General features: G+C 63.7%; 27 protein-coding genes. 12 read left to right on the plus strand and 15 right to left on the minus strand.

The features are described from left to right. Window positions 1-301: 301 nt before the first annotated feature. The 10 genes from JHD73_RS17185 to JHD73_RS17230 form a co-directional block, all read right to left on the minus strand. Entirely contained in the window at window positions 302-769 is a 468-nt protein-coding gene (locus JHD73_RS17185; protein ID WP_199031473.1) for a hypothetical protein, read from the minus strand. Window positions 770-778: 9 nt separating this feature from the next. Further along, window positions 779-1,714, minus strand: a complete 936-nt coding sequence (locus JHD73_RS17190) for a carbohydrate kinase family protein (protein WP_199031474.1) — start codon at window positions 1,712-1,714, stop codon at window positions 779-781. Between the two features lie 95 nt (window positions 1,715-1,809). Continuing rightward, window positions 1,810-2,310, minus strand: coding sequence for a thiol peroxidase (gene tpx / locus JHD73_RS17195; protein ID WP_199031475.1), 501 nt, complete (start codon window positions 2,308-2,310; stop codon window positions 1,810-1,812). Between the two features lie 49 nt (window positions 2,311-2,359). After that, a complete protein-coding gene (locus JHD73_RS17200) occupies window positions 2,360-3,844 on the minus strand; it encodes a DUF3426 domain-containing protein (protein WP_199031476.1) in 1,485 nt (494 codons plus the stop codon). Between the two features lie 96 nt (window positions 3,845-3,940). Then, window positions 3,941-4,837: a 50S ribosomal protein L11 methyltransferase gene (prmA, locus tag JHD73_RS17205; RefSeq protein ID WP_199031477.1), complete on the minus strand. Its 897-nt coding sequence runs from the start codon at window positions 4,835-4,837 to the stop codon at window positions 3,941-3,943. 1 nt (window position 4,838) lies between these two features. Then, on the minus strand, window positions 4,839-6,206 hold the full coding sequence (accC, locus tag JHD73_RS17210; protein WP_199031478.1) for an acetyl-CoA carboxylase biotin carboxylase subunit: 1,368 nt from the start codon (window positions 6,204-6,206) through the stop codon (window positions 4,839-4,841). A 140-nt stretch (window positions 6,207-6,346) separates the two neighbouring features. Next, window positions 6,347-6,817, minus strand: coding sequence for an acetyl-CoA carboxylase biotin carboxyl carrier protein (gene accB / locus JHD73_RS17215; RefSeq protein WP_199031479.1), 471 nt, complete (start codon window positions 6,815-6,817; stop codon window positions 6,347-6,349). Window positions 6,818-6,959: 142 nt separating this feature from the next. Continuing rightward, entirely contained in the window at window positions 6,960-7,439 is a 480-nt protein-coding gene (gene aroQ / locus JHD73_RS17220) for a type II 3-dehydroquinate dehydratase (protein WP_199031480.1), read from the minus strand. 182 nt (window positions 7,440-7,621) lie between these two features. Further along, window positions 7,622-8,146, minus strand: a complete 525-nt coding sequence (locus JHD73_RS17225) for a TlpA disulfide reductase family protein (protein WP_199031481.1) — start codon at window positions 8,144-8,146, stop codon at window positions 7,622-7,624. 66 nt (window positions 8,147-8,212) lie between these two features. Next, entirely contained in the window at window positions 8,213-8,890 is a 678-nt protein-coding gene (locus JHD73_RS17230) for a UDP-N-acetylmuramate--alanine ligase (RefSeq protein ID WP_199031482.1), read from the minus strand. A gap of 82 nt (window positions 8,891-8,972) precedes the next feature. Between JHD73_RS17230 and mpl the strand changes: the two genes are divergently transcribed. The 7 genes from mpl to mtgA all read left to right on the plus strand — a co-directional run bounded on the left by mpl (window position 8,973) and on the right by mtgA (window position 16,461). Continuing rightward, window positions 8,973-10,358 carry a UDP-N-acetylmuramate:L-alanyl-gamma-D-glutamyl-meso-diaminopimelate ligase gene (gene mpl / locus JHD73_RS17235; RefSeq protein ID WP_199031483.1) on the plus strand — a complete coding sequence of 462 codons (1,386 nt, stop codon included), beginning with the start codon at window positions 8,973-8,975 and terminating at the stop codon, window positions 10,356-10,358. A gap of 7 nt (window positions 10,359-10,365) precedes the next feature. Continuing rightward, the gene (locus JHD73_RS17240; protein ID WP_199031484.1) at window positions 10,366-10,998 is read left to right on the plus strand and encodes a YqiA/YcfP family alpha/beta fold hydrolase; all 633 of its coding nucleotides are present in this window, start codon (window positions 10,366-10,368) and stop codon (window positions 10,996-10,998) included. Continuing rightward, window positions 10,995-11,573, plus strand: a complete 579-nt coding sequence (locus JHD73_RS17245; protein WP_199031485.1) for a chorismate lyase — start codon at window positions 10,995-10,997, stop codon at window positions 11,571-11,573. Before JHD73_RS17240 ends, JHD73_RS17245 begins: the two co-directional genes overlap by 4 nt. Window positions 11,574-11,731: 158 nt before the next feature. Further along, on the plus strand, window positions 11,732-13,837 hold the full coding sequence (locus JHD73_RS17250) for a ribonuclease catalytic domain-containing protein (protein ID WP_199031486.1): 2,106 nt from the start codon (window positions 11,732-11,734) through the stop codon (window positions 13,835-13,837). Between the two features lie 53 nt (window positions 13,838-13,890). Beyond that, complete coding sequence (locus JHD73_RS17255) at window positions 13,891-14,805, plus strand: energy transducer TonB (protein WP_199031487.1); 915 nt, start codon at window positions 13,891-13,893, stop codon at window positions 14,803-14,805. Between the two features lie 11 nt (window positions 14,806-14,816). Then, the gene (gene aroE / locus JHD73_RS17260) at window positions 14,817-15,734 is read left to right on the plus strand and encodes a shikimate dehydrogenase (RefSeq protein WP_199031488.1); all 918 of its coding nucleotides are present in this window, start codon (window positions 14,817-14,819) and stop codon (window positions 15,732-15,734) included. A 22-nt stretch (window positions 15,735-15,756) separates the two neighbouring features. Then, a complete protein-coding gene (mtgA, locus tag JHD73_RS17265) occupies window positions 15,757-16,461 on the plus strand; it encodes a monofunctional biosynthetic peptidoglycan transglycosylase (protein ID WP_199031489.1) in 705 nt (234 codons plus the stop codon). A gap of 14 nt (window positions 16,462-16,475) precedes the next feature. On the opposite strand, the gene corA is transcribed toward mtgA, so the two are convergent. Continuing rightward, window positions 16,476-17,438 (minus strand): magnesium/cobalt transporter CorA, encoded by a 963-nt coding sequence (corA, locus tag JHD73_RS17270; protein ID WP_199031490.1) that lies wholly within the window; start codon window positions 17,436-17,438, stop codon window positions 16,476-16,478. 212 nt (window positions 17,439-17,650) lie between these two features. Between corA and pyrF the strand changes: the two genes are divergently transcribed. Beyond that, a complete protein-coding gene (gene pyrF / locus JHD73_RS17275; protein ID WP_199031491.1) occupies window positions 17,651-18,466 on the plus strand; it encodes an orotidine-5'-phosphate decarboxylase in 816 nt (271 codons plus the stop codon). A gap of 44 nt (window positions 18,467-18,510) precedes the next feature. Continuing rightward, window positions 18,511-18,720 (plus strand): metal transporter, encoded by a 210-nt coding sequence (locus tag JHD73_RS17280; RefSeq protein WP_199031492.1) that lies wholly within the window; start codon window positions 18,511-18,513, stop codon window positions 18,718-18,720. Between the two features lie 3 nt (window positions 18,721-18,723). Here the strand turns inward: JHD73_RS17280 and JHD73_RS17285 are convergent, their stop codons facing one another. The 3 genes from JHD73_RS17285 to thiL are packed head-to-tail and all read right to left on the minus strand — an operon-like array spanning window position 18,724 to window position 20,840. Further along, window positions 18,724-19,224 (minus strand): CinA family protein, encoded by a 501-nt coding sequence (locus tag JHD73_RS17285; protein ID WP_199031493.1) that lies wholly within the window; start codon window positions 19,222-19,224, stop codon window positions 18,724-18,726. A gap of 33 nt (window positions 19,225-19,257) precedes the next feature. Next, window positions 19,258-19,836 carry a phosphatidylglycerophosphatase A gene (locus JHD73_RS17290; RefSeq protein WP_199031494.1) on the minus strand — a complete coding sequence of 193 codons (579 nt, stop codon included), beginning with the start codon at window positions 19,834-19,836 and terminating at the stop codon, window positions 19,258-19,260. Further along, on the minus strand, window positions 19,833-20,840 hold the full coding sequence (thiL, locus tag JHD73_RS17295) for a thiamine-phosphate kinase (protein ID WP_199031495.1): 1,008 nt from the start codon (window positions 20,838-20,840) through the stop codon (window positions 19,833-19,835). Before thiL ends, JHD73_RS17290 begins: the two co-directional genes overlap by 4 nt. 240 nt (window positions 20,841-21,080) lie before the next feature. On the opposite strand from thiL, the gene JHD73_RS17300 reads away from it, so the two are divergent. The 3 genes from JHD73_RS17300 to JHD73_RS17310 all read left to right on the plus strand — a co-directional run bounded on the left by JHD73_RS17300 (window position 21,081) and on the right by JHD73_RS17310 (window position 24,954). After that, complete coding sequence (locus JHD73_RS17300; protein WP_199031496.1) at window positions 21,081-23,426, plus strand: NADP-dependent malic enzyme; 2,346 nt, start codon at window positions 21,081-21,083, stop codon at window positions 23,424-23,426. 485 nt (window positions 23,427-23,911) lie between these two features. Continuing rightward, window positions 23,912-24,343 (plus strand): ribonuclease, encoded by a 432-nt coding sequence (locus tag JHD73_RS17305; protein WP_199031497.1) that lies wholly within the window; start codon window positions 23,912-23,914, stop codon window positions 24,341-24,343. Then, a complete protein-coding gene (locus JHD73_RS17310; RefSeq protein ID WP_199031498.1) occupies window positions 24,340-24,954 on the plus strand; it encodes a barstar family protein in 615 nt (204 codons plus the stop codon). The genes JHD73_RS17305 and JHD73_RS17310 overlap by 4 nt, the downstream gene beginning before the upstream one ends. Before the next feature lie 85 nt (window positions 24,955-25,039). Here JHD73_RS17310 and JHD73_RS17315 read toward each other — a convergent pair. After that, the coding region (locus JHD73_RS17315) for a YidB family protein (RefSeq protein ID WP_199031499.1) at window positions 25,040-25,312 on the minus strand (273 nt) is incomplete at its 5' end.

The raw sequence follows: 25,312 nt of genomic DNA on the forward strand, positions 1-25,312 counted from the left end.
GACCGCGCTGAACCCGGCTGCTGCATGGCCGTTCCCGACTGGCAACCGTCCGTAAGTCATTCTTGCGACGGTGATCCTCCGGGACCACAGCGGCGCGCAGGTCGCGCCCACCTGATCGGATACTTTGTATCCGGTCCGCAAGACCTGGTGTCTTGCACCGCCCGCCGATCGGCCTACGCCCCGGCGGGCTTTTTCTTGTCCGGGTGATGGCCTGCGCGTTTCTCCAGGACGAAAAAAAACCGCACCGGCGCGACACCGATGCGGTCTTGCTGATGCGTCAGGCTGGCTGCCCGGCGATGGGTCAGTGCGTCACGCGGGTCACGCCGCCCGACGACAGCAGGCGTACACGCTCGCCGGGGCGGAAAGCCTCGTCGGCGTCTTGCGTGATGGCGCGGTACTCGCCGTTGTCCAGTTTGACGGTGATTTCCAAGCCGGGGCGCTTGTTCATCTGACCTTCGATCGCGCTGCCTGCAACGCCACCCAGAATCGCACCCAGCACACCTGCTGCCACCGAACCGTTGCCGCGGCCAATGGCGGCTGCAGAACCGATGCCGCCGATGGCGCCGCCAGCAATCGTGCCCACGCCGGTCTGCTCGCGGTCGATCACGACATTGCGGACCGAATCCACCGTGCCAAAGCGCACGGTCTGCTCGCGCTGCGCCTGTCCCGAGGTATAGGCGCTGTTGGAGTTGGTGCCCATGGCGCAGCCTTGCAGGCCAAGGGCGGCGACCAGCAGGGCCGCAGCGCCGATGCGATAGATGGGTTTCATGTTCATTCCTTATTGATACCGGTACCCGAAAGCAGATTCGAAGCGCCGGGCAATCTCGTCGACGGGCAGGCCGTGATTCTGCGGGCCTTGGCAAGCGATCTTGAGGGAGCCCATCAGGCTGGCGAGTCGGCCGGTGGTTTCCCAATCCATGCCGTTCTCGATGCCATAGAGCAGGCCGCCGCGGAACGCGTCGCCGCAACCGGTCGGGTCGACCACACGTTCGGCCGGCACGACCGGAATAGTGTACTGCTTGCCGCCGGCGTGAATTTCCGCCCCTTCTTCCCCGCGCGTGACGATGAAAGCCTCGACGCGTTGCGCAAGCTCCGTCGCACTGTAGCCCGTGCGTGACAGCATGACCTGCGCTTCGTAGTCATTGACCACGACGTAGCTGGCGAGTTCAACGAAGCGGCGCAGGTCGGCGCCGTCAAACAGCGGCATCGCCTGGCCCAGGTCGAAGATGAACGGCACGCCGGCTTCGGCAAATTGTGTGGCGTGATGCAGCATGCCGTCGCGGCTGTCGGGGCCCACCAGGCCGAGCTTGGCCGGCAGCGCATCCTTGACCGAGTTCACACTCGACTGGCTCATCGCGCCCGGGTGGAACGCGGTGATCTGGTTGTTGTCGCGGTCGGTCGTGATCATGGCCTGCGCGGTGAACGTGTCCGGGATTTCCGTGACATGCGCGGTCGAGATGCCGAGCTTCTTCAGGTAATCCAGATACGGCCCCGCATCCTGACCGACCGTGCCCATGATGATGGGCTCGCCGCCGAGCAGCTTGAGCGTGTAGGCGATGTTGCCTGCGCAGCCGCCGAACTCCCGGCGCATGGTCGGCACCAGAAAGGAGACGTTAAGAATGTGGATTTTGTCCGGCAGGATGTGTTCGCGGAAGTGCCCGTCGAACGTCATGATGGTGTCGTAGGCAACCGAGCCACAGATCACGCTGGCCATATTGGAAGGCTCCAGATGTGAACGCGGCCGTCCAAGCGGACGGCCGTGTGATGAATGCGAGACCGGAGGCCGGTCTCACGGCAATGCGGGTGAGCTTACTTCAGCGCGGCCAGGGCGGCGTCGTAGTTCGGCTCTTCCTTGATTTCCGGCACGAGTTGCGAGTACAGGACGTTGTCGTTGGCATCGAGTACGACCACGGCGCGGGCGGTCACACCTGCCAGCGGGCCCGACGTGATGTCGACACCGTAGGCTTGCTTGAAGCCCTTGTCACGGAAGGTCGACAGCGGCTTGACGTTGGCGATGCCTTCGGTGGTGCAGAAGCGGCCGGCAGCAAACGGCAGGTCGGCGGAGATCGACAGCACGACGGTGTTGTCCAGCTTGGCGGCGGCTTCGTTGAACTTACGCGTGGAGGTGGCACACACCGGGGTGTCCAGGCTGGGCACGATGTTCAGGACCTTGCGCTTGCCGGCAAAGTCAGCCAGCGACACGTCTTTCAGGTCTGCGCCAACCAGCGTGAAAGCCGGGGCCTTCGCGCCGACGGTCGGGAATTGGCCGCCGACTTCGATCGGGTTACCGCCAAGGGTCACGTTTGCCATGGTGTTGCTCCTTCCTTTGATGCGTGTTGGGGGTGAGTCTAGGGAAAATTCAGGGGTAAAAAATCAGCACCCGGTAGTTGGCCGTCGGGCGCTGGGACTGGAATCGTACCCGAATCGGCAGCTCGGCGCGGGCGGGCAGACCTGACGTACCGTATGCACTGTCGGTCGGGTTCAGGTAGTCGCTGGGCAGCAGCGCGCGGCGTGAGAGCAGTTGGTCCTGTAGATCGGTCGTCACCAGCTCGATGGCCGGCAAGGCGACTGGGTTGCCGGCGCGGTTGCGAAGCGTGGCGGTCAGCACGTACTGGTCGGATGCATCACCTTCCTGACGCTGCAGTTGCGACGACTCGATCTGCAGCGCGTCGAGGTCGCGCGGCGGGGCGATCTTGCAATGCAGCGGTTGGCATAGCGCCTCCCACAATGGTCGTGTGGACGGCGCGCGGCGGGCGATTTCCGAACGACCAAGGAAGAGCGCCTGTGCCACGGCCAACACGATCAGGAATCCGATCGCAATGCGCGCCAACGCACGGCGCCCTGTCGACTTGCGTACCTGCTCACGCGCCTGTGCGGCACGCAAGAAATCGAGTGTGGCGGCCGAGACACCATGGTTCGGCCCACGCGCTTTGCGCGGACGTGGTGCGCCGGTGAGCGTCCGCTGTGGTGTCGGACCGTCGTGCTCATCATGCGCGCGGCGCGCGTGATGGTTCCGGCGCGGCACCGGCGCGAATATCGTGTGCGGATCGGTCTCGTGACGCATCCAGACCGAATCGTGCTTGTCCGCGTCGGCGGGCGTTGTCGGTGCGGGCGCTTCGGGCTTCGTTACCGCAGGCGTGGGTACGGGCGGGACGACCGTCTCGGGCGGCAAATCTGCCGACCGTTGCTTGGGCAGGGCTGCCGCGAATGCATCTTCGTCGTCCTCAAACTCCCGGATCGGCGGCAGGCCGTGAAACGGATCAGCCGGTGCCACTGGCGGCGTGTTGGGCGATGCCGGTGTAACGGGCGCGGCGGTAGGTACGTCTGCGACGGGCTCAGCCGCGGGTGCAGGTTCGGCAGCAGATTTGGCCGGTGACTCGTCAGTCAGCGGGCGCGTATCAGGGGCGGTTGGATGCGCGTCTGGAATTGGCGTTGCGCCTTCGACTTCGCCCAGATGTACTTCGGCGACGCCTTCATCGGCAACGTCCTCCTCCCAGATCAAAGTCATGCCGAAGCCGTGGTCGTCTTCGGCCGTGGGCGTTGCCGGAGAAGCTTCGGCTGGTGCCTCAGTCGGCGGAGTGGAGGGTTCTGCGGGGACGGGTGCGGGCGTGGTTCCGACGGCCGGTGCACGTGGGTCAGCTTGCTGCGGTACTGGTGTGGCCGGTGTTGCTGCCGGCGGCGTGGGCGTCGCGCCCAGTTCGATCAGATGCGCGCGCCCGTCAAAGACGTGATTGCAGCGCCCGCAACGGACGAGCCCGCCACGTAACCGAAGCTGATCGGCGACGACGCGGAACGCGGTTTGGCAATTGGGACAGCGGGCGGCGAGACGTGGCGCGGATGCCATGCAGAACAAGGAGAAAAAAGCCGACCGCGCGAGTATTGCAGACAGTGACGCCAGCGTCGACCTTTGCGGGTGACGCCAGCACGCATTGCCGTGAAATTACGCGGGTTTCACACCGTGCAGGCAGACCCAGCCGTCACGCGCACGCCACACCGTAAGCGGAATGGCCGAGGCGTACGCCGCAGCCACTTCTTCCGCCTGGCGCTCCAGTACGCCCGACAGGATCAGCCGGCCACCCGGGCGCACGCGTGCGCACAGCATGGCCGCCATCAGCTTGAGTGGGTTCGACAGGATATTGGCGACCACCAGGTCGAACGTGCCTTCCGGCGCATCGTCGGGCAGGGCGAACGTGGCTTCGACGTGGTTGCGCTCGGCGTTGTAGCGCGAGGCTTCCACGGCGTTCGGGTCGATGTCGACGCCGACGGTTTCACCGGCACCGAGCTTCTTGGCGACGATGGCCAGAATGCCCGAGCCGCAGCCGTAGTCGAGCGTGCGCTCTTCCGGCTGCACGTGCTGCTCCAGCCATTCCATGCACAGGCGCGTGGTCGGGTGGCTGCCGGTGCCGAAGGCCAGACCCGGGTCCAGTTCCAGCACCACGGCGTCGGGCTCCGGTGCGTCGTGCCACGAGGGCACGACCCAGATGTGCTCGCCGATGTGGATGGGCTCGAACTGCGATTGCGTCACGCGCACCCAGTCCTGCTCTTCCACTTCGCGCACGGTGTACGCCGGCAGCGGCGACAGCTTGATCTCGTTGGCGGCGGCTGCCACCAGCAGTGCCGGATCGGCGTCGTCCGCCAGCAGCGCGACCACGCGCGAACGGTTCCACGCCAGGCGCGTCGGCTCGTGGCCGGGCTCGCCGAAGAGTGGCTGTTCTTCGGGCGTGTCGGCATCGGCGTCTTCCACCGACACCGACAGCGCGCCCAGGTCGAACAACGCCTCGGACAACGCCTCAGCGTCGTCACGGGCGACTTCGAGCACGCATTCGCGGTACGTCATGTTATTTGCCGCCACCCTTGGCCACTTCCTGCTGCGCCAGACGGTGCTCCAGGTAGTGGATGTCGGTGCCGCCTTCGACGAAGTTGGCGTCGAGCATCAGATCGCGGTGCAGCGGCACGTTGGTCGAGATGCCTTCCACCACCATTTCCGACAGGGCGATGCGCATGCGGGCAATCGCTTGCTCACGCGTGGCGCCGTACGTGATGACCTTGCCGATCATCGAGTCATAGTTGGGCGGCACGAAGTAGCCGTTGTAGGCGTGCGAATCCACGCGAACACCAGGGCCACCCGGCACATGCCACGACGTGATGCGGCCCGGCGACGGCGTGAACTTGAACGGATCTTCCGCGTTGATGCGGCACTCGATGGCGTGGCCCTTGAGCGTGATGTCCTTTTGGCGGAAGCGCAGCTTTTCGCCGGCCGCCACGCGGATCTGCTCCTGCACGATGTCGATGCCGGTGATCATTTCCGTGACCGGGTGTTCGACCTGCACGCGCGTGTTCATTTCGATGAAGTAGAACTCGCCGTTCTCGTACAGGAACTCGAACGTGCCGGCGCCACGGTAGCCGATCTTCTTGCAGGCATCCGCACAGCGGTCACCAATGCGTTCGATCAGGCGGCGCGCGATGTGCGGTGCCGGCGCTTCTTCGATCACCTTCTGGTGGCGGCGCTGCATCGAGCAATCGCGCTCGCCCAGCCAGACGGCGTTGCGGTGCTGGTCGGCCAGAACCTGGATTTCCACGTGACGCGGATGCTCCAGGAACTTCTCCATATAGACTTCCGGGTTGCCAAAGGCGCGGCCGGCTTCTTCGCGCGTCATGTTGACGGCGTTGATGAGCGCAGCCTCGGTGTGCACCACGCGCATGCCGCGGCCGCCACCGCCGCCCGCGGCCTTGATGATGACCGGATAGCCGACCTTGCGGGCCGTTGCCAGGATTTCCTTCGGGTCTTCGGGCAGGGCGCCTTCCGAGCCCGGCACGCAAGGCACGCCGGACTTGATCATGGCTTGCTTGGCCGACACCTTGTCGCCCATCAGGCGAATCGACTCGGGCGTCGGGCCGATGAAGGTGAAGCCGGATTGCTCCACGCGCTCGGCAAAGTCGGCGTTTTCCGACAGGAAGCCGTAACCGGGGTGGATCGCCTGGGCGTCGGTCACTTCTGCGGCCGAAATGATGGCCGGCATGTTCAGGTACGACAGCGGCGATGGCGCCGGGCCGATACACACGGCTTCGTCGGCCAGCTTGACGTATTTGGCTTCCTTGTCCGCCTCGGAATAGACCACCACGGTCTTGATGCCGAGCTCGCGGCAGGCGCGCTGGATGCGAAGAGCGATCTCGCCGCGATTCGCAATCAGGATCTTGTCGAACATCGTGTTCTCGCTACAAAAAGGGGAGGCGAGGGCGCTATGGCTGGGTCGCCATTAGTCGGCCCGCGCGCCCGATTGTGCCAATTAGGCGCTCGGATGCGGCAGGGGAGCCTGCCGCACGATGAGGATCTGATGCCGGAAGATCAGCCGATCACGAACAGCGGTTGGCCGTATTCCACGGCCTGGCCGTTGTCGATCAGGATTTCCTTGATGACACCGGCCTTGTCTGCTTCGATCTCGTTGAGCAGCTTCATCGCTTCGATGATGCACAGCGTCTGGCCTTCCTTGACCGTGTCGCCTACCTTGACGAACTCGGCAGCGCCCGGCGACGGCGAGCGATAGAACGTACCGACCATCGGCGAGGTCACGATGTGGCCGGCCGGCAGGGCCGGGGTAGCAGCTTCAGCGCTGACGGCAGCGGCGGCCGGGGCAGCGGCGCCGGCGACGGCCGGGGCGGCTTGCATCTGCATCGGTGCATATTGCATCGGGGCCATCACTTGCTGCGGGGCCGACTTGACGATGCGGACCTTGCCTTCACCTTCGGTCACTTCGAGTTCCGAAATGCCCGATTCGGCCACCAGGTCGATCAGCGTTTTCAGCTTGCGCAAATCCATGAGCGTTCTCCTGCAGCGTCGGCGGTCTGGGGCGTGGGATGCGCGCGAATGGCTCTTCAGCGGCACATCGGTAAAAGCGCTCCAGGCGCTGGCGTCGTTGCGTTGGTTAAGTGATTGAGGTGAAAGGGAGGAAGGCGGCTGGTCAGCCGCCGTGTTGATCGCTGCTTTGGTCGATACAGTAGTCCAGCGCGGCCAGATAACCGCGCCAGCCCAGCCCACAGATCACGCCCACCGCTTGGTCCGCCAGATACGAATGGTGGCGGAACGGCTCGCGGCGGTGCACGTTGGACAGGTGGACTTCAATGTACGGAATCACCACCCCGGCCAGCGCATCGCGCAGGGCCACGCTGGTATGCGTATAGGCCGCCGGGTTGATGATGATGAATTCGACGCCCTCGCTCTTGGCCGCGTGAATGCGGTCGACCAGTGCGCCTTCGTGGTTCGACTGGAAGTGCGCCAGCGTGACACCGCGCGCCTTGGCACGTTCGGTCAGGGCAGCGTTGATGTCGGCCAGCGTGGTTGCGCCATAGACTTCCGGTTCGCGCGTCCCCAGCAGATTGAGGTTCGGGCCGTGCAGCACGAGCACGTTACGAAGCGCTTTAGCGGTCGGTTTTTCAGCCACGATTTGACTGGTTGAGCGAAGTTGGGCGCAATTTACAGCAATTTAGAATGCTTTGTCTAGTTTTTGCTGAAAAGAGTTCGAGAAACTGGTGTTTTCACCGATCTTGCCAACTGCACCGTCAATTTTGTGTAGAAAGAAGGGTAGTTGCGCGCACATGACCGTCATATGACGATTTTGCATATTCACGTGCGCTGCAGCGCCTGACGCAGTTCGTCAGCGTGCACGCGGCCCATCTTTCTGAAAGTGATTTCGCCTTGTGCGTTAAGGATCACAGTAAACGGCAGGCCGCCCATCTCGTTGCCAAATTGCCGACCCAGCTCTGTGCCACCGAAACCGGCCACCGCAATTGGATACGTGACGGGTACCTTACCCAGGAAGGCCTGGATATTGGCCGCTGTATCGATACCGATGCCGACAAACTTTGCCTTGGTCTTCTGCTCCTGGGCGAGTGCGGACAACTCCGGCATCTCTTCCACGCAGGGGCCACACCATGGTGCCCAGAAATTGATCACCACCTGCTGCCCCCGGAATGCCGACAGATCGATCGGCGTGCCATTGGCGTCCGGCAGCTTGCTGCTGTAGAACGCGGCGACGACATTGTCGGCCGGCGTCTTGGGTTCGGTGGCCTTGTGTCCGGTGTAGATGCCCAGGGCTGCGGCAATCGCGCCGGCAATCAACAGGGCAATCAGGGCGGTACGGCGGGACATGGTTCGGGCGGTCTCTCTATATACAGACAGAGGCGAAGCGTGCCGGATTGTACTCCTCTTGGCGGATCACCCCTTCGATAGGAGGGCGCGCACGGCTGCGGCATCTCCGCGCGCAGCTTTGCCGCTGGCGTCGGTGCGTCGGGCGCCGCGCACATCATTCATGTCATAGAGGGCGATATGCACGCCGACCGGCGTACCGGTTTCGGCGCGCAGTTCCTGGGCCAGTTCGCGGGCCTCGCGGCTGGCCGGCCATTGGCCACGCCACAGGAAGCTGAGCGTTTCCACCTCGTCGCGGCCAGCGAAGTGAGCGCTCTCTGTTGTGTCGAAGTCCACGCCGGCATTGAGCAGGAAGATCGCCACGTCTTTCGGGCTGTCGCAGAAGACCTGCAGGTGGATGTCGGAGTGCTCGCTGGCGGTGCCGTTGAAAACCGCGCCGGCCAGGTACGGGTTGTGCACCTGCAGCCCCTCCATCAGCACCAGCGCGATGCGGCGCAGCAGCGCCAGTACGCGTGGCTGGGAATCGGCCTGGAACAGCGCCTGGTATTCGCGGACTTCGGTTTCGACCTGTTCGTTGTCGGGCAGCCAAACGCCTGCGGCGCGCGATTCCGTGCCGAGCACCTGGCGCGCGGCCTTGCGCTTGGCTGTGGCGTAATCGGCACCGTCCTCCGCAATCATGCGGGCGGCGACGGCGGCAATTTCTTCCCGAACGCGGGTCGGGTCGAGGAGGGGGCGTTTGGATGACATGATTTCTATTTTACTGAAGCGCGCGCGTCTGCCCGTAGGCATGCCCGGTACAATGCCGCGCAACGTAGTTGAGATGGCTCCCATGCATATCCACATCCTTGGAATCTGCGGCACCTTCATGGGCGGCATTGCCCTGATCGCCCGCCAGGCCGGTCACCGTGTTACCGGCTGCGACGCCAATGTCTATCCGCCGATGAGCACCCAGCTCGAAGCCCAGGGCATCGAGCTGATCGAGGGTTTCGACCCCGAACAATTGTCGATCGGCGCGGATCTGTACGTGATCGGTAACGTGATCTCGCGCGGCAATCCGCTGATGGAAGCCATCCTGGATCGCAACCTGCCGTACGTTTCCGGCCCGCAATGGCTGGGTGACAACGTGCTGCGCCAGAAGTGGGTGCTCGCCGTGGCCGGCACCCACGGCAAGACGACCACCACCTCGATGCTCGCCTGGATTCTGCAGGACGCCGGTTACAACCCCGGTTTTCTGGTGGGGGGCGTACCACGCAATTTCGGGTTGTCGGCGCGGCTGACCGAATCCGACTTCTTCGTCATCGAGGCCGACGAATACGACACGGCCTTCTTCGACAAGCGCAGCAAGTTTGTTCACTATCGCCCCCGCACGGCCATTCTGAACAATCTGGAGTTCGATCACGCTGATATCTTCCCTGATCTTGCGGCGATCGAAACGCAATTCCATCATCTCGTTCGTACTGTACCCGGTCAGGGGCGCTTACTCGTCAATGGCCGTGAAGACAGCATGAAGCGCGTGCTTGCACGTGGATGCTGGTCAGAAGTCGAATATTTCGGCGTAGAAGAGGGTGATGGCTGGAAAATCGCCAATTTGGGCGACGACGACAGCTTCGACGTACTCTTCAACGGCCAGACGCAGGGCCGGGTGCATTGGGCCCTACAGGGCGACCACAATCGCATGAACGCGCTGGCTGCCATTGCCGCTGCGCGCCACGTGGGTGTGCCGGCGCCCCAAGCCATTGAAAGCCTGGCCCGTTTCGAAAATGTGAAACGCCGCATGGAAGTGCGCGGCACCGTTGATGGCGTGACTGTCTACGACGATTTCGCCCACCACCCCACCGCTATCCGCACGACCATCGATGGCCTGCGCCGTCGTGTCGGCAGTGCGCGCATCCTGGCGGTGCTGGAGCCGCGCTCGAACACCATGAAACTGGGTGTGATGAAGCAGGCGCTTCCCGATAGCCTGATCGGCGCCGATCAGGTGTTCGCTTACGGTGCCGGTAGCGGCAAAGATGCCATTGGCTGGGACCTGGCCGGCGCGCTGGCGCCGCTGGGCGAGCGTGCGACGGCGTTTTCCGACCTGACCACGCTGGTTGAAGCCGTGACCGCTACCGCGCGTCCGGGTGACCACGTATTGGTGATGAGCAACGGTGGCTTCGGCGGCGTGCACCAGAAGCTGCTGGAGGCGCTGGCTGAGCGTGCCGGTGCTGCCAACTGATTCATGTATGTCGGCTTCCATCGTCTATTTGCACGGATTCCGCTCGTCGCCGCGCTCGTTCAAGGCGCAGTTGCTGGGCAATCGGATGGCCTCGGTCGGGCTGGCCGATCAGTATGTCTGCCCGATGCTGCCCGTCTCGCCGCGCGAGGCGATGGCTGAAATTGAGGCGTTGATCGCTGACTTGAGTACGCGTGATGGAGCAAAGCCGGTGCTGATCGGCTCATCGTTGGGTGGCTATTACGCCACCTGGCTGGCTGAGCGCCACGGCTTGCGTGCCGCGATGCTGAATCCTGCCACGCGTCCAGAGCGGGACCTGGCCAAGTACGTGGGTGAACAGCCGCTCTGGCATGGCGGCGGCACGATTCGCGTCGAGCCGCATCATCTGGATGAGTTGCGCGCGCTGGCCGTGCCTGCCATTACGCAGCCTGACCGCTACTACCTTCTGGCATCGACCGGCGACGAGGTGCTCGATTATCGTGAGATGCTCGCCCACTTCCCCGGCGCCGCCACCAGCGTGATCGACGGCAGTGACCATGGCATCAGCGATTTCGCGCAGTACATGGACGAAGTGCTCGTCTTCTGCGGCATTCCTGCCGACTGGCTGGCGGCGCACCCGTTTGACGGCAGCGCGTCCGCATGACTGAATCCCCGTCGTACCCGCGCAGCCTGTGGCGCAGCGCGTTGCCGCCCGCCGTCGTGTACGACCGCCATTGGGCGCTCTGGGCGGTTGGTGCAAATTCGCTGACGGCACGCCTGCGTGCGGCATCCTCCACGTTTCGGGTGCAACTCCTTGGCCAGAAACGGGCAATGCCGTTGCGTGACGAATGGCGCTGCCTTGGCATGACGGGCCCCGCAGAGACACTCGCGCGAGAGGTTTTGCTGATCTGCGACGACATTCCCGTCGTGTATGCACACACCATCGTCCACCCGCGCAGCGTGGCGCTGGACTGGCCATTTCTGAAAGCGCTGGGCACGCAGCCGCTTGGGCATTCGCTATTTGCGGACCCGCGCGTGGCCCGGGGCGCTTTTGAGTTTGCGCTGCTCGATGCGCGCCACCCGCTGGTGCGCCGGGCGCACCATACGTTGGGTGATGCACCGATCACTGGCGTTGAGCGCCTGCCGGCACGGCGCTCCGTGTTTCGGCGCGGGGCGAGCGCGATGCTGGTGACAGAGGTGTTCTTGCCGGCACTGGCCGGGTTCAAGCCGCCAAGGTAGGCGCGAAGTCGGCGTATTTTCGACGGTTCGGAGGCCGTCCCAGTGCGGTATCATCGCCCCCAACTTTTTGTCGCCGTGCACCGGGTTTTCTGACATCCGGACGCGCGGCGAATCCATCTCATTCAAAGCGGTGCTCCCGCCGCAATCCAGACATATCCATGCAGTTGCTGTTTGAAGAAGGCGGCGAGATCCGCGCAGGCACCGTTTTGTCCCAACAGGGCGAGGCCTACCAGGTCGAGTTGCCGAGCGCTAAGCGCACCAAGGTCAAGTCGCGCGATGTGTTGCTGCAGTTTGCCCAGCCTTCGGCCGGTGAACTGTCGAAGGCCGCGCACGCACTGTCGACGGACATCGATCTGGATTTCCTCTGGGAATGCGCACCAGCTGATGAGTTCGGCTTTACCGACCTGGCCGGCGAGTACTTCGGCGCCGGGGCGGATGCCACGCAGCAAGCCGCGCTGGCGATTGCCCTGCATGGCTCGCCCATCTATTTCCGCCGCAAGGGCCGCGGCCGATATCAACGTGCACCGGAAGATCAGCTGAAGGCTGCGCTGGCCGCCGTCGAGCGCAAGAAGCAGCAGGCTGCTCTGCAGGCTGAGTACGAAGCCGAACTGAAGGCGATGCGCCTGCCCGAGTCCTTCCGTGGCAAGACGCTGCAGCTGCTGTTCAAGCCGGACAAGAACAGCCTCGAATTCAAGGCGCTGGACGCCGCGTGCACGGCGCTGGGTCTTTCGCCGATGCGGCTGATGGTGGCAGTGGGCGGCATCGCCAACGCGCGTGCGCTGCACGAGGCGCGTTTCCTCTCGGAGTGCTTCCCGAAAGGCACCGGTTTCCCGGATGTGACGGTGCCGGAACCCGTGCTCGAATTGCCGGCCGCCGATGTACGCGCGTTCTCGATCGATGACGTGACCACCACGGAAATCGACGACGCCATCTCCGTCACGCCCATTGACGATGCCACGGTGCGCATCGGCATCCACATCGCAGCGCCGGGTTTCGGTATCCAGCGTGGCGATGCGCTGGACGCGATTGCGCGCCAGCGGCTGTCGACCGTGTACTTTCCGGGCGACAAGATCACGATGCTGCCGGAGTCGGTGGTGGATCGCTACACGCTGCAGGAAGGGCGCGCGTGCCCGGCGCTGTCGCTGTACGCAACGGTTGACCGTGCCACGTGGACGGTCACCGCCAGCGAAACGCGCTGCGAATCCGTGACCGTCGCTGCCAACTTGCGCCACAACCTGCTTGACGATGTGATCACCGCCGAAGCGCTGGCTGATGGCTCGGGTGACTACCCGTTCAAGGCCGAGCTGGCCGTGCTGTGGCCGTTTGCGTGCGCGCTGTACGACGGCCGTCAGCAGGCGCGTATTGCCAGCGGCCTCAAGCCGGAAGGCGCGCAGAAGGGTGACTACTCGTTCTACATCGACCCGATTCCCGAAGCTGAAGGCGGTGGCGAGCGCGTCCGCATCGAGCAACGCAAGCGCGGCTCGCCGCTGGACAAGATCGTCGCCGAGATGATGATCCTGGCCAACAGCACCTGGGGTCGCATGCTGGCCGATGCTGGCGTGCCCGGCATCTACCGCACGCAGAAGGCGTGGGGCATGCACCGCACGCGCATGCAGACGTATCCGGCGCCGCACGAAGGCTTGGGCGTGGCGCAGTACGCGTGGAGCACGTCGCCGCTGCGCCGTTATGTGGATCTGGTCAACCAATGGCAGATCGCGGCGGTGGCACAGCATGGCGTGACGGCCAAGCTGATCGCACCGTTCAAGCCGAAAGACGCTGACCTGCTGGCCGCCGTGGCCGACTTTGAAGGCACCTACGCCGCCTATGCCGACCACCAGTCGACCATGGAGCGCTACTGGTGCCTGCGCTGGCTCAAGCAGGAAAACCGCACGCGCATGCAGGCCGTCGTGCTCAAGGAAGGCGCCGTACGCTTTGCCGACATTCCCTTGGTCACCAAGGTGCCGGAACTAGCACAGACGGCGCGTGGCACGCATGTCGTGCTCGACATTCTCGACACCGACGAGATCAGCCTGGAAGTGTCGTGCCGCGTAGTGGAAGTCCTTGCCCCGGCTGCCGATGCAGAGGCCGAAGCCGCGGCAATCGAAGACGAACTGGCCGAAGCGGAAGCCGCGGCTGCCGAGGTGGACGCGCCGGCCGAACCACAACCGGCCACTGATGGGGAAGAGGCCCGTGCGGAAGCTGATCCTGCTGTGGCGTCGCCGCCGCAGGACGGTGAGAGCGGTGGAACGCCTGCCGCTGCCTAACTACAATCGCAGTCTGACTTTCCTCTCGCGCGTTACCTTAGGAATCACCCCTCATGGCCGCCCTCGCAAACCGTCCGGACTGGTCCGGCAGCAGCACGCTCACCAAGGCATTGGTCGTGTCGCTTGCCGTGCATGTCCTGCTGCTGTTCGTGCGCGTGGTGGCGCCCGAGGCCTTCGACATCAAGCGCGACGATCCGGGGCTGGACGTGGTGCTGGTCAACGCCAAGTCGTCCACCGCGCCGGCCAAGGCAACGGCGGTGGCGCAGGTCAACCTAAACGGCGGCGGCGAGTTCGATCAGCAGCGCGCCACCACGCCGCTGCCTGCCGATACCAACGAGCAGACCGGCGATGCCATCAAGCTCACGCAGCGCCGTGTTGAATTCCTTGAGCAGGAGCAGCGCCGCCTGCTGACGCAGTCGAAAGACCGCGCGCCGATGGTGAACGATCGCCAGGTCAAGCCCGGTGAGCGCCCGGTGCCGTCGCCCACCAACGGCACGGATGACCGCACCACGCAGGACGAAATCGCCCGCCTGCAGGCCGAGATCGATCGCAACCTCGAAAACTACGCCAAGCGCCCGCGCCGTAACGTGCTGACTGCCGCCAGCGCGCGCCAGGTGGATTACGCCCGCTACTACGATGCCGTGCGCCGCAAGATCGAAGTGCGCGGCACGGCCAATTTCCCCAGCCAGAACGGTCGCCCGCTGTATGGTGAACTGATCCTCGTAATCAGCATCAACCGCGACGGCCAGCTCGGCTACAACCAGGACGGCTACAAGATCGAAGGCATCGAGATCGCCAAGAGCTCGGGCAACCCGGCGCTGGATCGTCAGGCCGTGGCCATCGTGCGGTCGTCCGCGCCGTTTGGCGGCTTCCCGGCGGAGATGCGTAAGCGCGTCGACATCCAGGATGTGGTCGCCACCTTCAAGTTCACCCGCGCTGGCCTGGAAACTCACCTGCAGACCCGCTGAGGTCGTCGTTTATGCCGTCGTCGTTTCAAGAGGCCATCCTCGCCGCCGCGAGTGCGCCACCCACAGATCGCTATGGCGTGATCGGCAATCCGATCTCGCACAGCAAGTCGCCCACCATCCACGCCGCGTTTGCGCAGCAGACCGGCGAGCTCGTCCGCTACGACCGTATCTACGCCGAGCTGATCGCGTTTGAAGAAACCGTGCTGACCTTCATTCGCGAAGGTGGGAAGGGGCTCAACGTGACCGTGCCGTTCAAGCTCGATGCGTATTCGATGTCGACGTCGTTGTCGCTGCGGGCAGAGTCGGCAGGGGCAGTCAACACGCTCAAGTTCGACGGCGACGAGATCTTTGGCGACAACACCGACGGCGTTGGCCTGATGCGCGATATCACGCACAACATCGGCAACGACCTTGCGGGCGAGCGCGTGCTGCTGCTGGGGGCCGGCGGTGCGGCGCGCGGCGTGCTGCTGCCGCTGCTGGAGCACAAGCCGTCGCGCGTGTTCATCGCCAATCGCACAGCCGATCGCGCCAACATGCTGGTCGATCGCTTTGAAATCTCGGCCAAGCTGCACGACGCGGAGCTGGTGGGCGGTGGCTATGACGAGCTTGCTGTCGATGACGTGTTCGACGTCATCATCAACGCCACGGCCAGCAGCCTGCAGGGAGGGGTGCCACCGATTCCAGGCACCGTGTTCGGCCCGAACGCGCTGGCCTACGACATGATGTACGCCGCACAGCCGACGCTGTTCATGCAGTTTGCCAAGCGCTACGACGCCCGCACCTGGGACGGCCTGGGCATGCTGGTCGAGCAGGCGGCGGAATCGTTCTTCGTCTGGCGTGGCGTGCGCCCGGATACCGCGCCGGTGTTGCTCGGCATGCGTGAAGCGCTGCAGGGTGAGGCCGTCGTGGCTGCCCGCGCGCGTCGTTGAACGCCCGCCCAGGATACGCACGATGATGCGCTGGCTCGGCTACGTGATCGGTTGCTTCGTGGCAGGCGTGGTCGCACTCAATCTGTACTTCTTTGCTGCCATCGCGAGCTGGCAGACGTTCGATCCGTCTTCCACCGCGTTCATGCGCGCCGAGCGCATGCGCCTGTGCGGCGTCAACGTCGTTACCTGCAAGGTTGACCACCGCTGGGTCGACTACGACCAGATCTCGCGCAACCTCAAGCGCGCGGTCATCGCCAGCGAAGATGCCGACTTCGTCTCGCACAGCGGCTGGGAAGTCGACGCCATGCTCGACGCATGGGAGAAGAACAAACGGCGCGGCCACGTGGTCGCGGGCGGTTCGACCATCACGCAGCAGCTTGCGAAGAACCTCTTTCTCTCTGGCGAACGCCACTACCTGCGCAAGGGCGAAGAACTGGCCATCACCTGGATGCTGGAGTTCTGGCTCGACAAGGAGCGCATCCTGGAGATCTACCTGAACTCGGTGGAGTGGGGCGAAGGTGTGTTCGGCGCAGAAGCCGCCGCACAGCATTACTTCAAGCGTCCGGCTTCACAACTGACGGTGGGTCAGGCGGCGCGTCTGGCGGCGGCATTGCCCGCGCCCAAGTGCTTCGACAAGAAGAGTTACTGCGCCAACGTGCACGTGAACTTCACACGCAAGGCCACCATCATCGCCAACCGCATGGGCTCGGCCACGCTGCCCGATTGAAGCGCGTGGGTGGCTTACTTGAGCCAGCCCTTGCGCCGGAAGTACACCAACGGAATCGCCGCCGACACGATCATCATCACGATCGCGTACGGATACCCTTCGGCCCAGTCCAACTCCGGCATCACCTTGAAGTTCATGCCATAGATCGAGGCGATCAGCGTGGGCGGCATCAGCGCCACCGACACCACCGAGAACAGCTTGATGATCTTGTTCTGGTTGATGTTGATGAAACCGACCGTAGCGTCCATCAAAAAGTTGACCTTGTCCGACAGGAACGCCGTGTGGTTCTCGATGGAGTCGATGTCGCGCAGCACCTGGCGCGCTTCGTCCTGCTGGTCGGTGGACAGCAACTGGCTGCGCAGCAGAAACGACACCGCGCGGCGCGTATCCATCACGTTGCGGCGGATGCGGCCGTTCAGGTCTTCCACGCGTGCGATGATCTCCAGCACATCGGCGGCGGCGGCGTCAGTCACCTCGTCGGCCAGCACACGTTTGCTGGCGTCTTCCAGGCGTTCATACACCTCTTCGATGGAGTCCGCCGAGTATTCAGCGTCGGTGGCGTACAGATCCATCAGCACGTCTTTTGCGTTGCGTACCGAACCCGGGCGCAGCCGTGCACGCATGCGCACCAGGCGGAAGGCGGGCAAGTCTTCGTCGTGGATGGAGAACAGCACATCCTTGGTCAGCACGAAGGCCACGCGCACGTTGCGCGAGGTGGTCTCTTCGTCGAGCAGGAAATCGGTGCGGATGTGGATGTGGCCGTCTTCGCCCTCGAAGTAGCGGGCGGACGCTTCCAGGTCCCCTAATTGCTCCAGTTCGGGCAGGACCACGCCATAGGCTTCTTTGATCCAGGCAAGCTCTTCGTCGTCTGGGTCGATCACGTCGATCCAGATCGGCTTGTGCTGCAGCAATTCGCTGCGTTCTTCGACCTGTTCTTGCGCGAGACGGCCTTTTTGCACGACGAACAGGTTGATCATGGAGGTTCCTTGAAGCGGGTATTGAACGGGCGAGGCGAAAAATCGCGCCGAGTGTAGCGTAAAGAAGCGACCGGTTCAGCCACAAACAGTGGCTTGGCGCGCACGCGTCGGATCAATGCCACGCCCGGAAGATCGGGCCGCCGGATCGCCCGACGGGTAAAATGCGGTGAAGTCATGCGGCAGTCCGGCCGCGCCATCACATTCTCGACATCATGCGATTTACCGAACAACTGGCTGCCGCCTGGCAGCGCAACAATTCCCTGCTGTGCGTCGGGCTCGACCCCGATCCGGCGCGCCTGCCGGCGTCGCTCACCGGCACGGGCGGGGCGATCTTCTCGTTCTGTCGCGCCATTGTCGATGCCACGGCGGACCTGGTTTGCGCGTTCAAGCCACAGATTGCTTACTTCGCTTCACAGCGCGCTGAAGACCAGCTCGAGCAGCTCATCAACTACATCCACGAGGCGTATCCGGGCATCCCGGTCATCCTCGACGCCAAGCGCGGTGATATCGGCTCCACCGCCGAGCACTACGCCAAGGAAGCCTTCGAGCGCTACCAGGCGGATGCCATCACCGTCAGCCCGTACATGGGCTTCGATTCGATGCAACCGTACCTCGCGCATGCCGACAAGGGCGTGATCGTGCTGTGCCGCACCTCCAATGCGGGCGGCAGCGACGTGCAGTTCCTGGAAACCGGCAGCCGTCCCGTCTATCAGGTCGTGGCTGAGCGCGCCCGCAATGTGTGGAACACCAGCGGCCAGATGGGCCTGGTAGTAGGCGCAACCTTTCCGCAGGAGATCGCCAAGGTGCGCGAGATCGTCGGAGACATGCCGTTGCTGATTCCGGGCATTGGCGCACAGGGTGGCGACATCGAAGCCACCGTGCGTGCCGGCCGCACTGCAGATGGCACCGGCATGATGATCAACTCGTCGCGCGCCATTTTGTACGCCAGCAGCGACAGCGACTTTGCCGATGCTGCCCGCCGTGTGGCGCTTGCCACGCGCGACCAGATCAATCAATACCGCGCCTGATCGACACCGTCGGTCCGGCTGTCCGGTGTTTAGGTGAGGACACCATGGCCACGCATCTCCAACGTCTGATTCCGGCTGCCAGTCTGCGCCGCGAGGAAGAAGGTAAGGATCCGGACCGCAAGTTCGAGAAGGAACGTGATGGTGGGCACGAGCATGTTCGCGACCGCCGTCGCGAACATGACCATGAGCATCAGCCGGAGCACGAGCACGAAGAGCGTCACCGGCCGGATCACCCGAACGAAGCTCGGGTCTAGGGACTAGGACTCTGCGGAATCCAAAAAGTCGAGCAGGCCCCGCAGTGCGTGCTCGGCGGCCTGCAGGCGCACCTGCTTGCGGTCGCCCTTGAAGTGGCGCGTTTCCACGCGCGTCTGCAGGCGGTTGCTCCATCCAAAACACACCATGCCGACGGGCTTGTCGGGCGTGCCGCCGGTCGGGCCCGCCACACCGGTAATCGCAACCGCCACCTGCGCACGGCTGTTGAGCACCGCACCTTCAGCCATCGCATGCGCTACCGGTTCGCTCACCGCACCGTGTTCGCGGATCAGCGCGGCCGGCACCCCCAGCATCTGTGATTTTGCCTCGTTGGAGTATGTGACGAAGCCGCGCTCGAACCACGCGGACGAACCCGACACATCGGTAATGGCGGCGGACACCAGCCCGCCCGTGCACGATTCGGCGGTCGCCATCGTCAGGCTGCGCTTGTGCAGCGTGTCGCCGACCAAGTCGGCCAGTTGGGCCAGGGCGCGGGATTCAGCCATTGCAATACCTTCGGAGCTTCAAGACGTCAAACGTCAGAACGAGCGCCACAGCGCAAACACCAGCAGCGTATAGAACGCGGCCAGGATGTCGTCGACCATCACGCCGTAGCCGCCGCGCACGCCAAAGCCTTTGAGCGTGCGGTCGTAGTAGCGGATGGGCGCGGGCTTGACCATGTCAAAGAAGCGGAACAGCAGGAACGCCCCAAACTGCCCGCCCAGCGTGGTCGGCGTCACGAACGCCAGCACCAGCCAGAAGGCGACCATCTCATCCCACACCATGGCCCCGTGGTCAGCCACGCCCAGGTCGCGCGCCGTGCGGGTGCAGGCCCAGATGCCGATCACGAAACCGACGGCCGCAATCAGCAGCCAGGTCGGTCCGGCAATCCAGCGTGCCAGAACAACGTAGATCAGCCACGCGTAGAGCGTCCCCATCGTGCCCGGCAGGATGGGCGACAGGCCCGAGCCGAAGCCCAGCGCCAGGATGCGTGCCGGATGAGCGAGCATGAAGCGTGCGGTCGGGCGGCGGACTTGAGCGGTTTGCCCTGCTTCGAGCGTCATGGTCTCGGGCTGGCCCGGCGGGTTGGAGGGTGGAAAGGGGGCTGAAGACATCATGATGCGGATGAGAAATGATCGAAGCTGCCGTGCGTGAAGGTGACAGGCGCACCCTGTGCATCAACAAGTCGTAGGCCGGGCTCGGCATCGATGCGGCCGACGCGTGTGACGGCAACTCCGGCCCGTTGGCCTGCTGCAAGCACAGCGTCGCGCGCCTCGGCGAGAGCGGTAAAGCAGAGTTCATAGTCGTCACCGCCGGCCAGCGTGCATTGCAACTGGCGTGCGGCCGGTTGCGCTGCGAGCGTGGCGGAGCGCGGTACGCGATCGACCTCGATGGTTGCGCCAACGCGCGATTGCGCCAGGATATGGCCCAGATCGCCAAGCAACCCGTCGGACACATCGAGCGCCGCACGCGCGATGCCACGCAGTGCCAACCCGAGTGCGACGCGCGGTGTCGGCATGTCCATACGCGGCTGCACCTGGGCGAGTGTCTCGGGCGTGAGCGGCCATTCGGCGCGCAGCGCACCCAGTGCGAGTCGTGCGTCGCCGACCGTGCCGGAAACCCACAGGTCGTCGCCAGCGCGGGCAGCATCGCGGCGTAACGCCGCAGCGGCGGGTACGTCGCCGAACACGGTCAAACTGAGCGTGAGTGGCCCGCGTGTGGTGTCACCGCCAATCAGCTCGCAGTGAAAGGTGTCTGCCAGCGCCAGCAGGCCTTCGGAAAACGGTTTGAGCCAGGCTGGATTGGCTTCCGGCAAGGCCAGGGCCAGCGTAAACGCGCGCGGCTCTGCCCCCATGGCGGCCAGATCCGACAGGTTGACAGCCAGCGCCTTGTGTCCAAGTGCTCTGGGCTCCGCATCGGGAAAGAAGTGTCGACCGGCGACCAACATGTCGGTGGAAATCGCCAACTCATGGCCGGGGCGGGCGCCGAGCAGGGCGCAGTCATCGCCGACCCCCAGGATTGCCTGTCGGGCCGGTCGCGTGAAATAACGGCGGATCAGCCCGAATTCGGATAGTTCGGCGGCGTTATCAGCGGAGTTGGCGGAGGCGGTGGGCTTGGACACGGCAGCGGCAATGATAGAAAGAGGGCAAGCCCGATGGTGCCGTGATAGGGCGGTGAAATATTGTAGCGAATGCGCACGGCACTCCCACCCAAAATCCCGTTGTGAGATCGGTTTTCACTATATAAAATGACGGGCCCAAGGAGGCGGACCGTAGTACCGTGACCCTCATGTGGTTTCCCGGTGGCCCGCTAGATGCGACGGCCGGCGCGTGCGCCGGCCACCCATGACGAGAGACACCCCATGACCACGGTGGATACCCAGCCTCAACAGCCCGCCCGCACGGATGAAGAACTCAAGGCGCAACAACGCGCCGCCCTGCGTAAAGCCGCGCTGGAGTATCACGAGTTTCCGACCCCGGGCAAGATTTCCGTCACGCCGACCAAGCCGCTGTCGAACCAGCGCGATCTGGCCCTGGCGTACTCCCCTGGTGTGGCCGCGGCATGCGAAGAGATCGTCGAAGACGTCGCCAATTCGTTCCGCTACACCGCCCGCGGCAACCTCGTCGGTGTGGTGACCAACGGCACCGCCGTGCTTGGCCTGGGCGACATCGGCCCGGAAGCCTCCAAGCCGGTGATGGAAGGCAAAGCCGGTCTGTTCAAGAAATTCGCTGGTATCGATGTGTTTGACATCGAGATCAACGAAAAAGACCCGCAAAAGCTGGTCGATATCATCGCCTCGCTGGAGCCGACCTTCGGCGGCATCAACCTGGAAGACATCAAGGCACCGGAGTGCTTCTTCGTCGAGCGCGAACTGCGCAAGCGCATGAAGATCCCCGTCTTCCATGACGATCAGCATGGCACCGCCATCGTTGTGGGCGCGGGCATCACCAATGCGCTCAAGGTGGTCGGCAAGGACATCAAGAAGGTCAAGCTGGTGGCGTCGGGCGCGGGCGCTGCGGCGCTGGCCTGCCTGGATCTGCTGGTCGACCTGGGCCTGCCGCGCGAAAACATCTGGGTGACGGACTTGGCCGGCGTTGTGTACGAAGGCCGTACCGAACTGATGGACCCGGACAAGGCGCACTTCGCACAGAAAACCGACCTGCGCACGCTGGCCGAAGTGATCGACGGCGCCGATATTTTCCTGGGCCTGTCCGCCGCGGGCGTGCTCAAGCAGGACATGGTCAAGAAGATGGCCGACAAGCCGATCATCTTCGCGCTGGCCAACCCGAACCCGGAAATCCTGCCGGAACTGGCCAAGGAAGTGCGTCCGGACGTCATCATGGGCACCGGCCGCACGGACTACCCGAACCAGGTCAACAACGTCCTGTGCTTCCCGTTCATCTTCCGTGGTGCGCTGGATGTGGGGGCAACCACCATCACGCGTGAGATGGAAGTCGCCGCCGTGCACGCCGTGGCAGAACTCGCCCGCCAGGAGCAGAGCGACATCGTCGCCTCGGCCTACGGCATCCAGGATCTCTCGTTCGGCCCCGAATACCTGATTCCGAAGCCTTTTGATCCGCGCCTGATCGTCAAGATCGCGCCGGCTGTGGCCAAGGCCGCCATGGATTCCGGCGTGGCCAAGCGTCCGATCGAAGACATGGATGCCTACCGCCAGCACCTGCAGCAGTTTGTCTACCACTCAGGCACGTTGATGAAGCCGATCTTCTCGGCAGCCCGCAAGGTGCCGATGGAGAACAAGCGCATCGTCTTTGCCGAGGGTGAAGAAGAGCGCGTGCTGCGTGCCGTGCAGATCGTTGTGGATGAGAAGCTCGCCAGCCCGATCCTGGTCGGCCGCCCGGGCGTGATCGCCCACCGCATCGAGCGCTTTGGTCTGCGCCTGCGCGAAGGTGTGGACTTCACCGTGGTCAACCCCGAGCATGACGAGCGCTTCCGCGATTACTGGGAAACGTACTACAAGCTGATGGCGCGCAAGGGCGTGACGCCGCAGTACGCCAAGCTGGAACTGCGCCGCCGCTCTACGCTGATCGGCGCCGTCATGATCCACAAGGGCGAAGCCGATGGCATGATCTGCGGCACGGTCAGCAACACGGCCGCCCACCTGCGGTACATCGATCAGGTCATCGGCGGTACCAACTGCGTGTACGCCGCCATGAACGGCCTCGTACTGCCGGGCCGCCAGATCTTCCTGACGGATACGCACGTCAACGTCGACCCGACCGCCGAGCAGCTCGCCGAGATCACCATCATGGCCGCTGAAGAGCTGTGCCGTTTCGGCATTAAGCCGAAGGTCGCGCTGATGTCGCACTCGAACTTCGGTTCGTCGGAAGCCCCTTCCGCCGTCAAGATGCGTGAAACGCTCGCCATCCTGCGCGAACGTGCCCCGAACCTGGAAGTCGACGGCGAAATGCATGGCGATGCCGCACTCGATGAGAAGCTGCGTGAATCGCTGGTGCCGGATTCGACGCTCAAGGGCGAGGCCAACTTGCTGGTCATGCCCAACATTGATGCCGCCAACATCGCCTACAACCTGCTGAAGACGGCCGCCGGTAACAACATCGCCATCGGCCCGATCCTGCTGGGTGCCAAGAAGCCGGTTCACATCCTGACGCCGTCGGCAACGGTGCGGCGCATTCTCAATATGACGGCGCTGACCGTTGTGGATGCCGCCGCAGAAGCGCAGCGTTAATTCCGCACTGCACGAAAAAGGGGAGCGCATGCTATTGCGCTCCCCTTTTTTTTGATCGGTAAGTTTGCGTGCGCTTACATTCGTGCAATGTTAGTTGTGGCTTCAAAAACCCCTTCAAACATCGACCGCCGGTTGATTGTTGTCATCGATGAGCGTACCCTTACGGCCTGAAGGGGTGCTTCTGAGCACATGAGGCCTGCGCCGGGCCAGACGGGGTTGAGAAAGTGATTTCTTGGCCATGCGCTTGACCGGGTTTGCCTCATTCTGGTGCGTGCAATTGGATGGTTTTGCAGGCGGAAGGATTCCCCAAGTCTCCGGCGGTCGCCCGACTTGTCATTTCCCCCGCAAGCCTCTCAAGCATTGAGCCGCTTCGCTTTCAGCTGCAAACCGGCCGTCCGGATCATGGTCTGGCGGCCACCTGCGCTTGTGACCTGTGCCAAGCTCAAGCTGTTCGCTTGGCACGATTCTCCCGTTAGGGCTTGCTGATGACCAAGCGACTTGGAGCGTGGATTGGCCGCTCCGTATTTCAGGCAGTAGTGCGTGGCGCGCTGGCGGTGACGCTCGCGTTGTCCGTGGCTGGCCTGCCGGTCAATGCAATCGCCAGGGGTACGACCGGGTTGGCAGTCGCTGCGGGAACCATTCGCGCAACGGATTTGCCCAACGAGGCACAGCGCACATTTGCACTGATCGAGCAGGGCGGTCCATTCCCATATGCAAAAGATGGCAGCACGTTCGGCAACTATGAACGACGTTTGCCTGCGCAGCGGCGTGGCTACTACCGCGAGTACACAGTCAAGACGCGCGGCGCGCGCAATCGTGGCGCCAAACGCATCATTTGCGGTGGCGATCAGCAAGCGGCCAACGACTGCTACTACACGGAAGATCACTACAACAGTTTTCAACGGATACAGCGATGACGACCAACATGTTTGGGCTGGACGACTCGCTCACCGCACGCGATGAGCGCGTGGCCCGTGAAGCGTGGCACAAGGCGCAAAATCTGTACGACGGCGTGGTCGGGATGCAATCCCTGGGTGCGCGTGTTGGGGGCGCGGCGGCAAAACCGCAGCAGAACATCATGACGCAGGACATCACCAAGACGGACGACGACGGAGGTCGCGAAGACGCCATGAACCTGTTCAAGACGGTGCGTCCGAATATCGTGCAGTCGATCCGCGCGTTCCGCGTGGCGGATTTAGCAGAATCGGCGGCCAGCCTGGGCCAGCACTTCCTGTATGCCAATTGCGCGGCGGCGACCACCAAGAGCGAAGTGCTCGATGTGATCGCGCGTGAGTTCCTGTTCCCGAAGCATTTCGGCAAGAACTTCGATGCGCTGGCCGATTGCCTGACCGACATGATCTACAAGGCCGGTCCGCAACCGGGCTTCGTGATCGTGCTGGAAGGCCTGCCGTGCCAGCCCAAGTTCGACAAGGAAGCGCGCGAGGTGCTGCTGGACGTGTTCCGCGACGCAGCCGAGTTCTGGGGCGAGCGCAAGGTGCAATTCCGCGTGTTCTACTCGTTCGCGTGAACTTGAGCTGATTCAGCGCTGATTGATCGGCGTTGCAACAAAAAGCCCGCAGATGCGGGCTTTTTGCTTTGTTGCGGCGATGCTCTCAGGCCGCTGGCAGCGTGCCTTGCGGGGTCAGATGGTTCACGGCTTCCGGCAGGCCTTCAGCCAGCTGATTGGCGAGGTCGCCTTCATTGATGCCGAAGGTGGCGGCCAGCTTTGACACTTCCTCCAGTGCGCCCGTGCCGCTCAGTGCTTGCGTGATCTGCTCGCCGGAGACGGGCAGGTTCTGGCCGTTGCCGATCCACGATTTGACCTGTTCGCCCAGGCCGGCTTGCTCCAGGATCTGCTGCAGCGGGCCGAGGCCGGCCGGTGCTGC

The organism is Ralstonia sp. ASV6 (genome assembly GCF_016429285.1).
GTDB classification, from domain to species: Bacteria; Pseudomonadota; Gammaproteobacteria; order Burkholderiales; family Burkholderiaceae; genus Ralstonia; species Ralstonia flaminis.

What these genes read in the sequence shown, in the direction of transcription:
- JHD73_RS17185 (WP_199031473.1), bottom strand. Translation starts at nt 769, where the DNA reads ATGAAACCCATCTATCGCATCGGCGCTGCGGCCCTGCTGGTCGCCGCC.
- JHD73_RS17190 (WP_199031474.1), bottom strand. Translation starts at nt 1,714, where the DNA reads ATGGCCAGCGTGATCTGTGGCTCGGTTGCCTACGACACCATCATGACG.
- tpx (WP_199031475.1), bottom strand. Translation starts at nt 2,310, where the DNA reads ATGGCAAACGTGACCCTTGGCGGTAACCCGATCGAAGTCGGCGGCCAA.
- JHD73_RS17200 (WP_199031476.1), bottom strand. Translation starts at nt 3,844, where the DNA reads ATGGCATCCGCGCCACGTCTCGCCGCCCGCTGTCCCAATTGCCAAACC.
- prmA (WP_199031477.1), bottom strand. Translation starts at nt 4,837, where the DNA reads ATGACGTACCGCGAATGCGTGCTCGAAGTCGCCCGTGACGACGCTGAG.
- accC (WP_199031478.1), bottom strand. Translation starts at nt 6,206, where the DNA reads ATGTTCGACAAGATCCTGATTGCGAATCGCGGCGAGATCGCTCTTCGC.
- accB (WP_199031479.1), bottom strand. Translation starts at nt 6,817, where the DNA reads ATGGATTTGCGCAAGCTGAAAACGCTGATCGACCTGGTGGCCGAATCG.
- JHD73_RS17225 (WP_199031481.1), bottom strand. Translation starts at nt 8,146, where the DNA reads ATGTCCCGCCGTACCGCCCTGATTGCCCTGTTGATTGCCGGCGCGATT.
- JHD73_RS17230 (WP_199031482.1), bottom strand. Translation starts at nt 8,890, where the DNA reads ATGTCATCCAAACGCCCCCTCCTCGACCCGACCCGCGTTCGGGAAGAA.
- mpl (WP_199031483.1), top strand. Translation starts at nt 8,973, where the DNA reads ATGCATATCCACATCCTTGGAATCTGCGGCACCTTCATGGGCGGCATT.
- JHD73_RS17240 (WP_199031484.1), top strand. Translation starts at nt 10,366, where the DNA reads ATGTCGGCTTCCATCGTCTATTTGCACGGATTCCGCTCGTCGCCGCGC.
- JHD73_RS17245 (WP_199031485.1), top strand. Translation starts at nt 10,995, where the DNA reads ATGACTGAATCCCCGTCGTACCCGCGCAGCCTGTGGCGCAGCGCGTTG.
- JHD73_RS17250 (WP_199031486.1), top strand. Translation starts at nt 11,732, where the DNA reads ATGCAGTTGCTGTTTGAAGAAGGCGGCGAGATCCGCGCAGGCACCGTT.
- JHD73_RS17255 (WP_199031487.1), top strand. Translation starts at nt 13,891, where the DNA reads ATGGCCGCCCTCGCAAACCGTCCGGACTGGTCCGGCAGCAGCACGCTC.
- aroE (WP_199031488.1), top strand. Translation starts at nt 14,817, where the DNA reads ATGCCGTCGTCGTTTCAAGAGGCCATCCTCGCCGCCGCGAGTGCGCCA.
- mtgA (WP_199031489.1), top strand. Translation starts at nt 15,757, where the DNA reads ATGATGCGCTGGCTCGGCTACGTGATCGGTTGCTTCGTGGCAGGCGTG.
- corA (WP_199031490.1), bottom strand. Translation starts at nt 17,438, where the DNA reads ATGATCAACCTGTTCGTCGTGCAAAAAGGCCGTCTCGCGCAAGAACAG.
- pyrF (WP_199031491.1), top strand. Translation starts at nt 17,651, where the DNA reads ATGCGATTTACCGAACAACTGGCTGCCGCCTGGCAGCGCAACAATTCC.
- JHD73_RS17280 (WP_199031492.1), top strand. Translation starts at nt 18,511, where the DNA reads ATGGCCACGCATCTCCAACGTCTGATTCCGGCTGCCAGTCTGCGCCGC.
- JHD73_RS17285 (WP_199031493.1), bottom strand. Translation starts at nt 19,224, where the DNA reads ATGGCTGAATCCCGCGCCCTGGCCCAACTGGCCGACTTGGTCGGCGAC.
- JHD73_RS17290 (WP_199031494.1), bottom strand. Translation starts at nt 19,836, where the DNA reads ATGATGTCTTCAGCCCCCTTTCCACCCTCCAACCCGCCGGGCCAGCCC.
- JHD73_RS17300 (WP_199031496.1), top strand. Translation starts at nt 21,081, where the DNA reads ATGACCACGGTGGATACCCAGCCTCAACAGCCCGCCCGCACGGATGAA.
- JHD73_RS17305 (WP_199031497.1), top strand. Translation starts at nt 23,912, where the DNA reads ATGACCAAGCGACTTGGAGCGTGGATTGGCCGCTCCGTATTTCAGGCA.
- JHD73_RS17310 (WP_199031498.1), top strand. Translation starts at nt 24,340, where the DNA reads ATGACGACCAACATGTTTGGGCTGGACGACTCGCTCACCGCACGCGAT.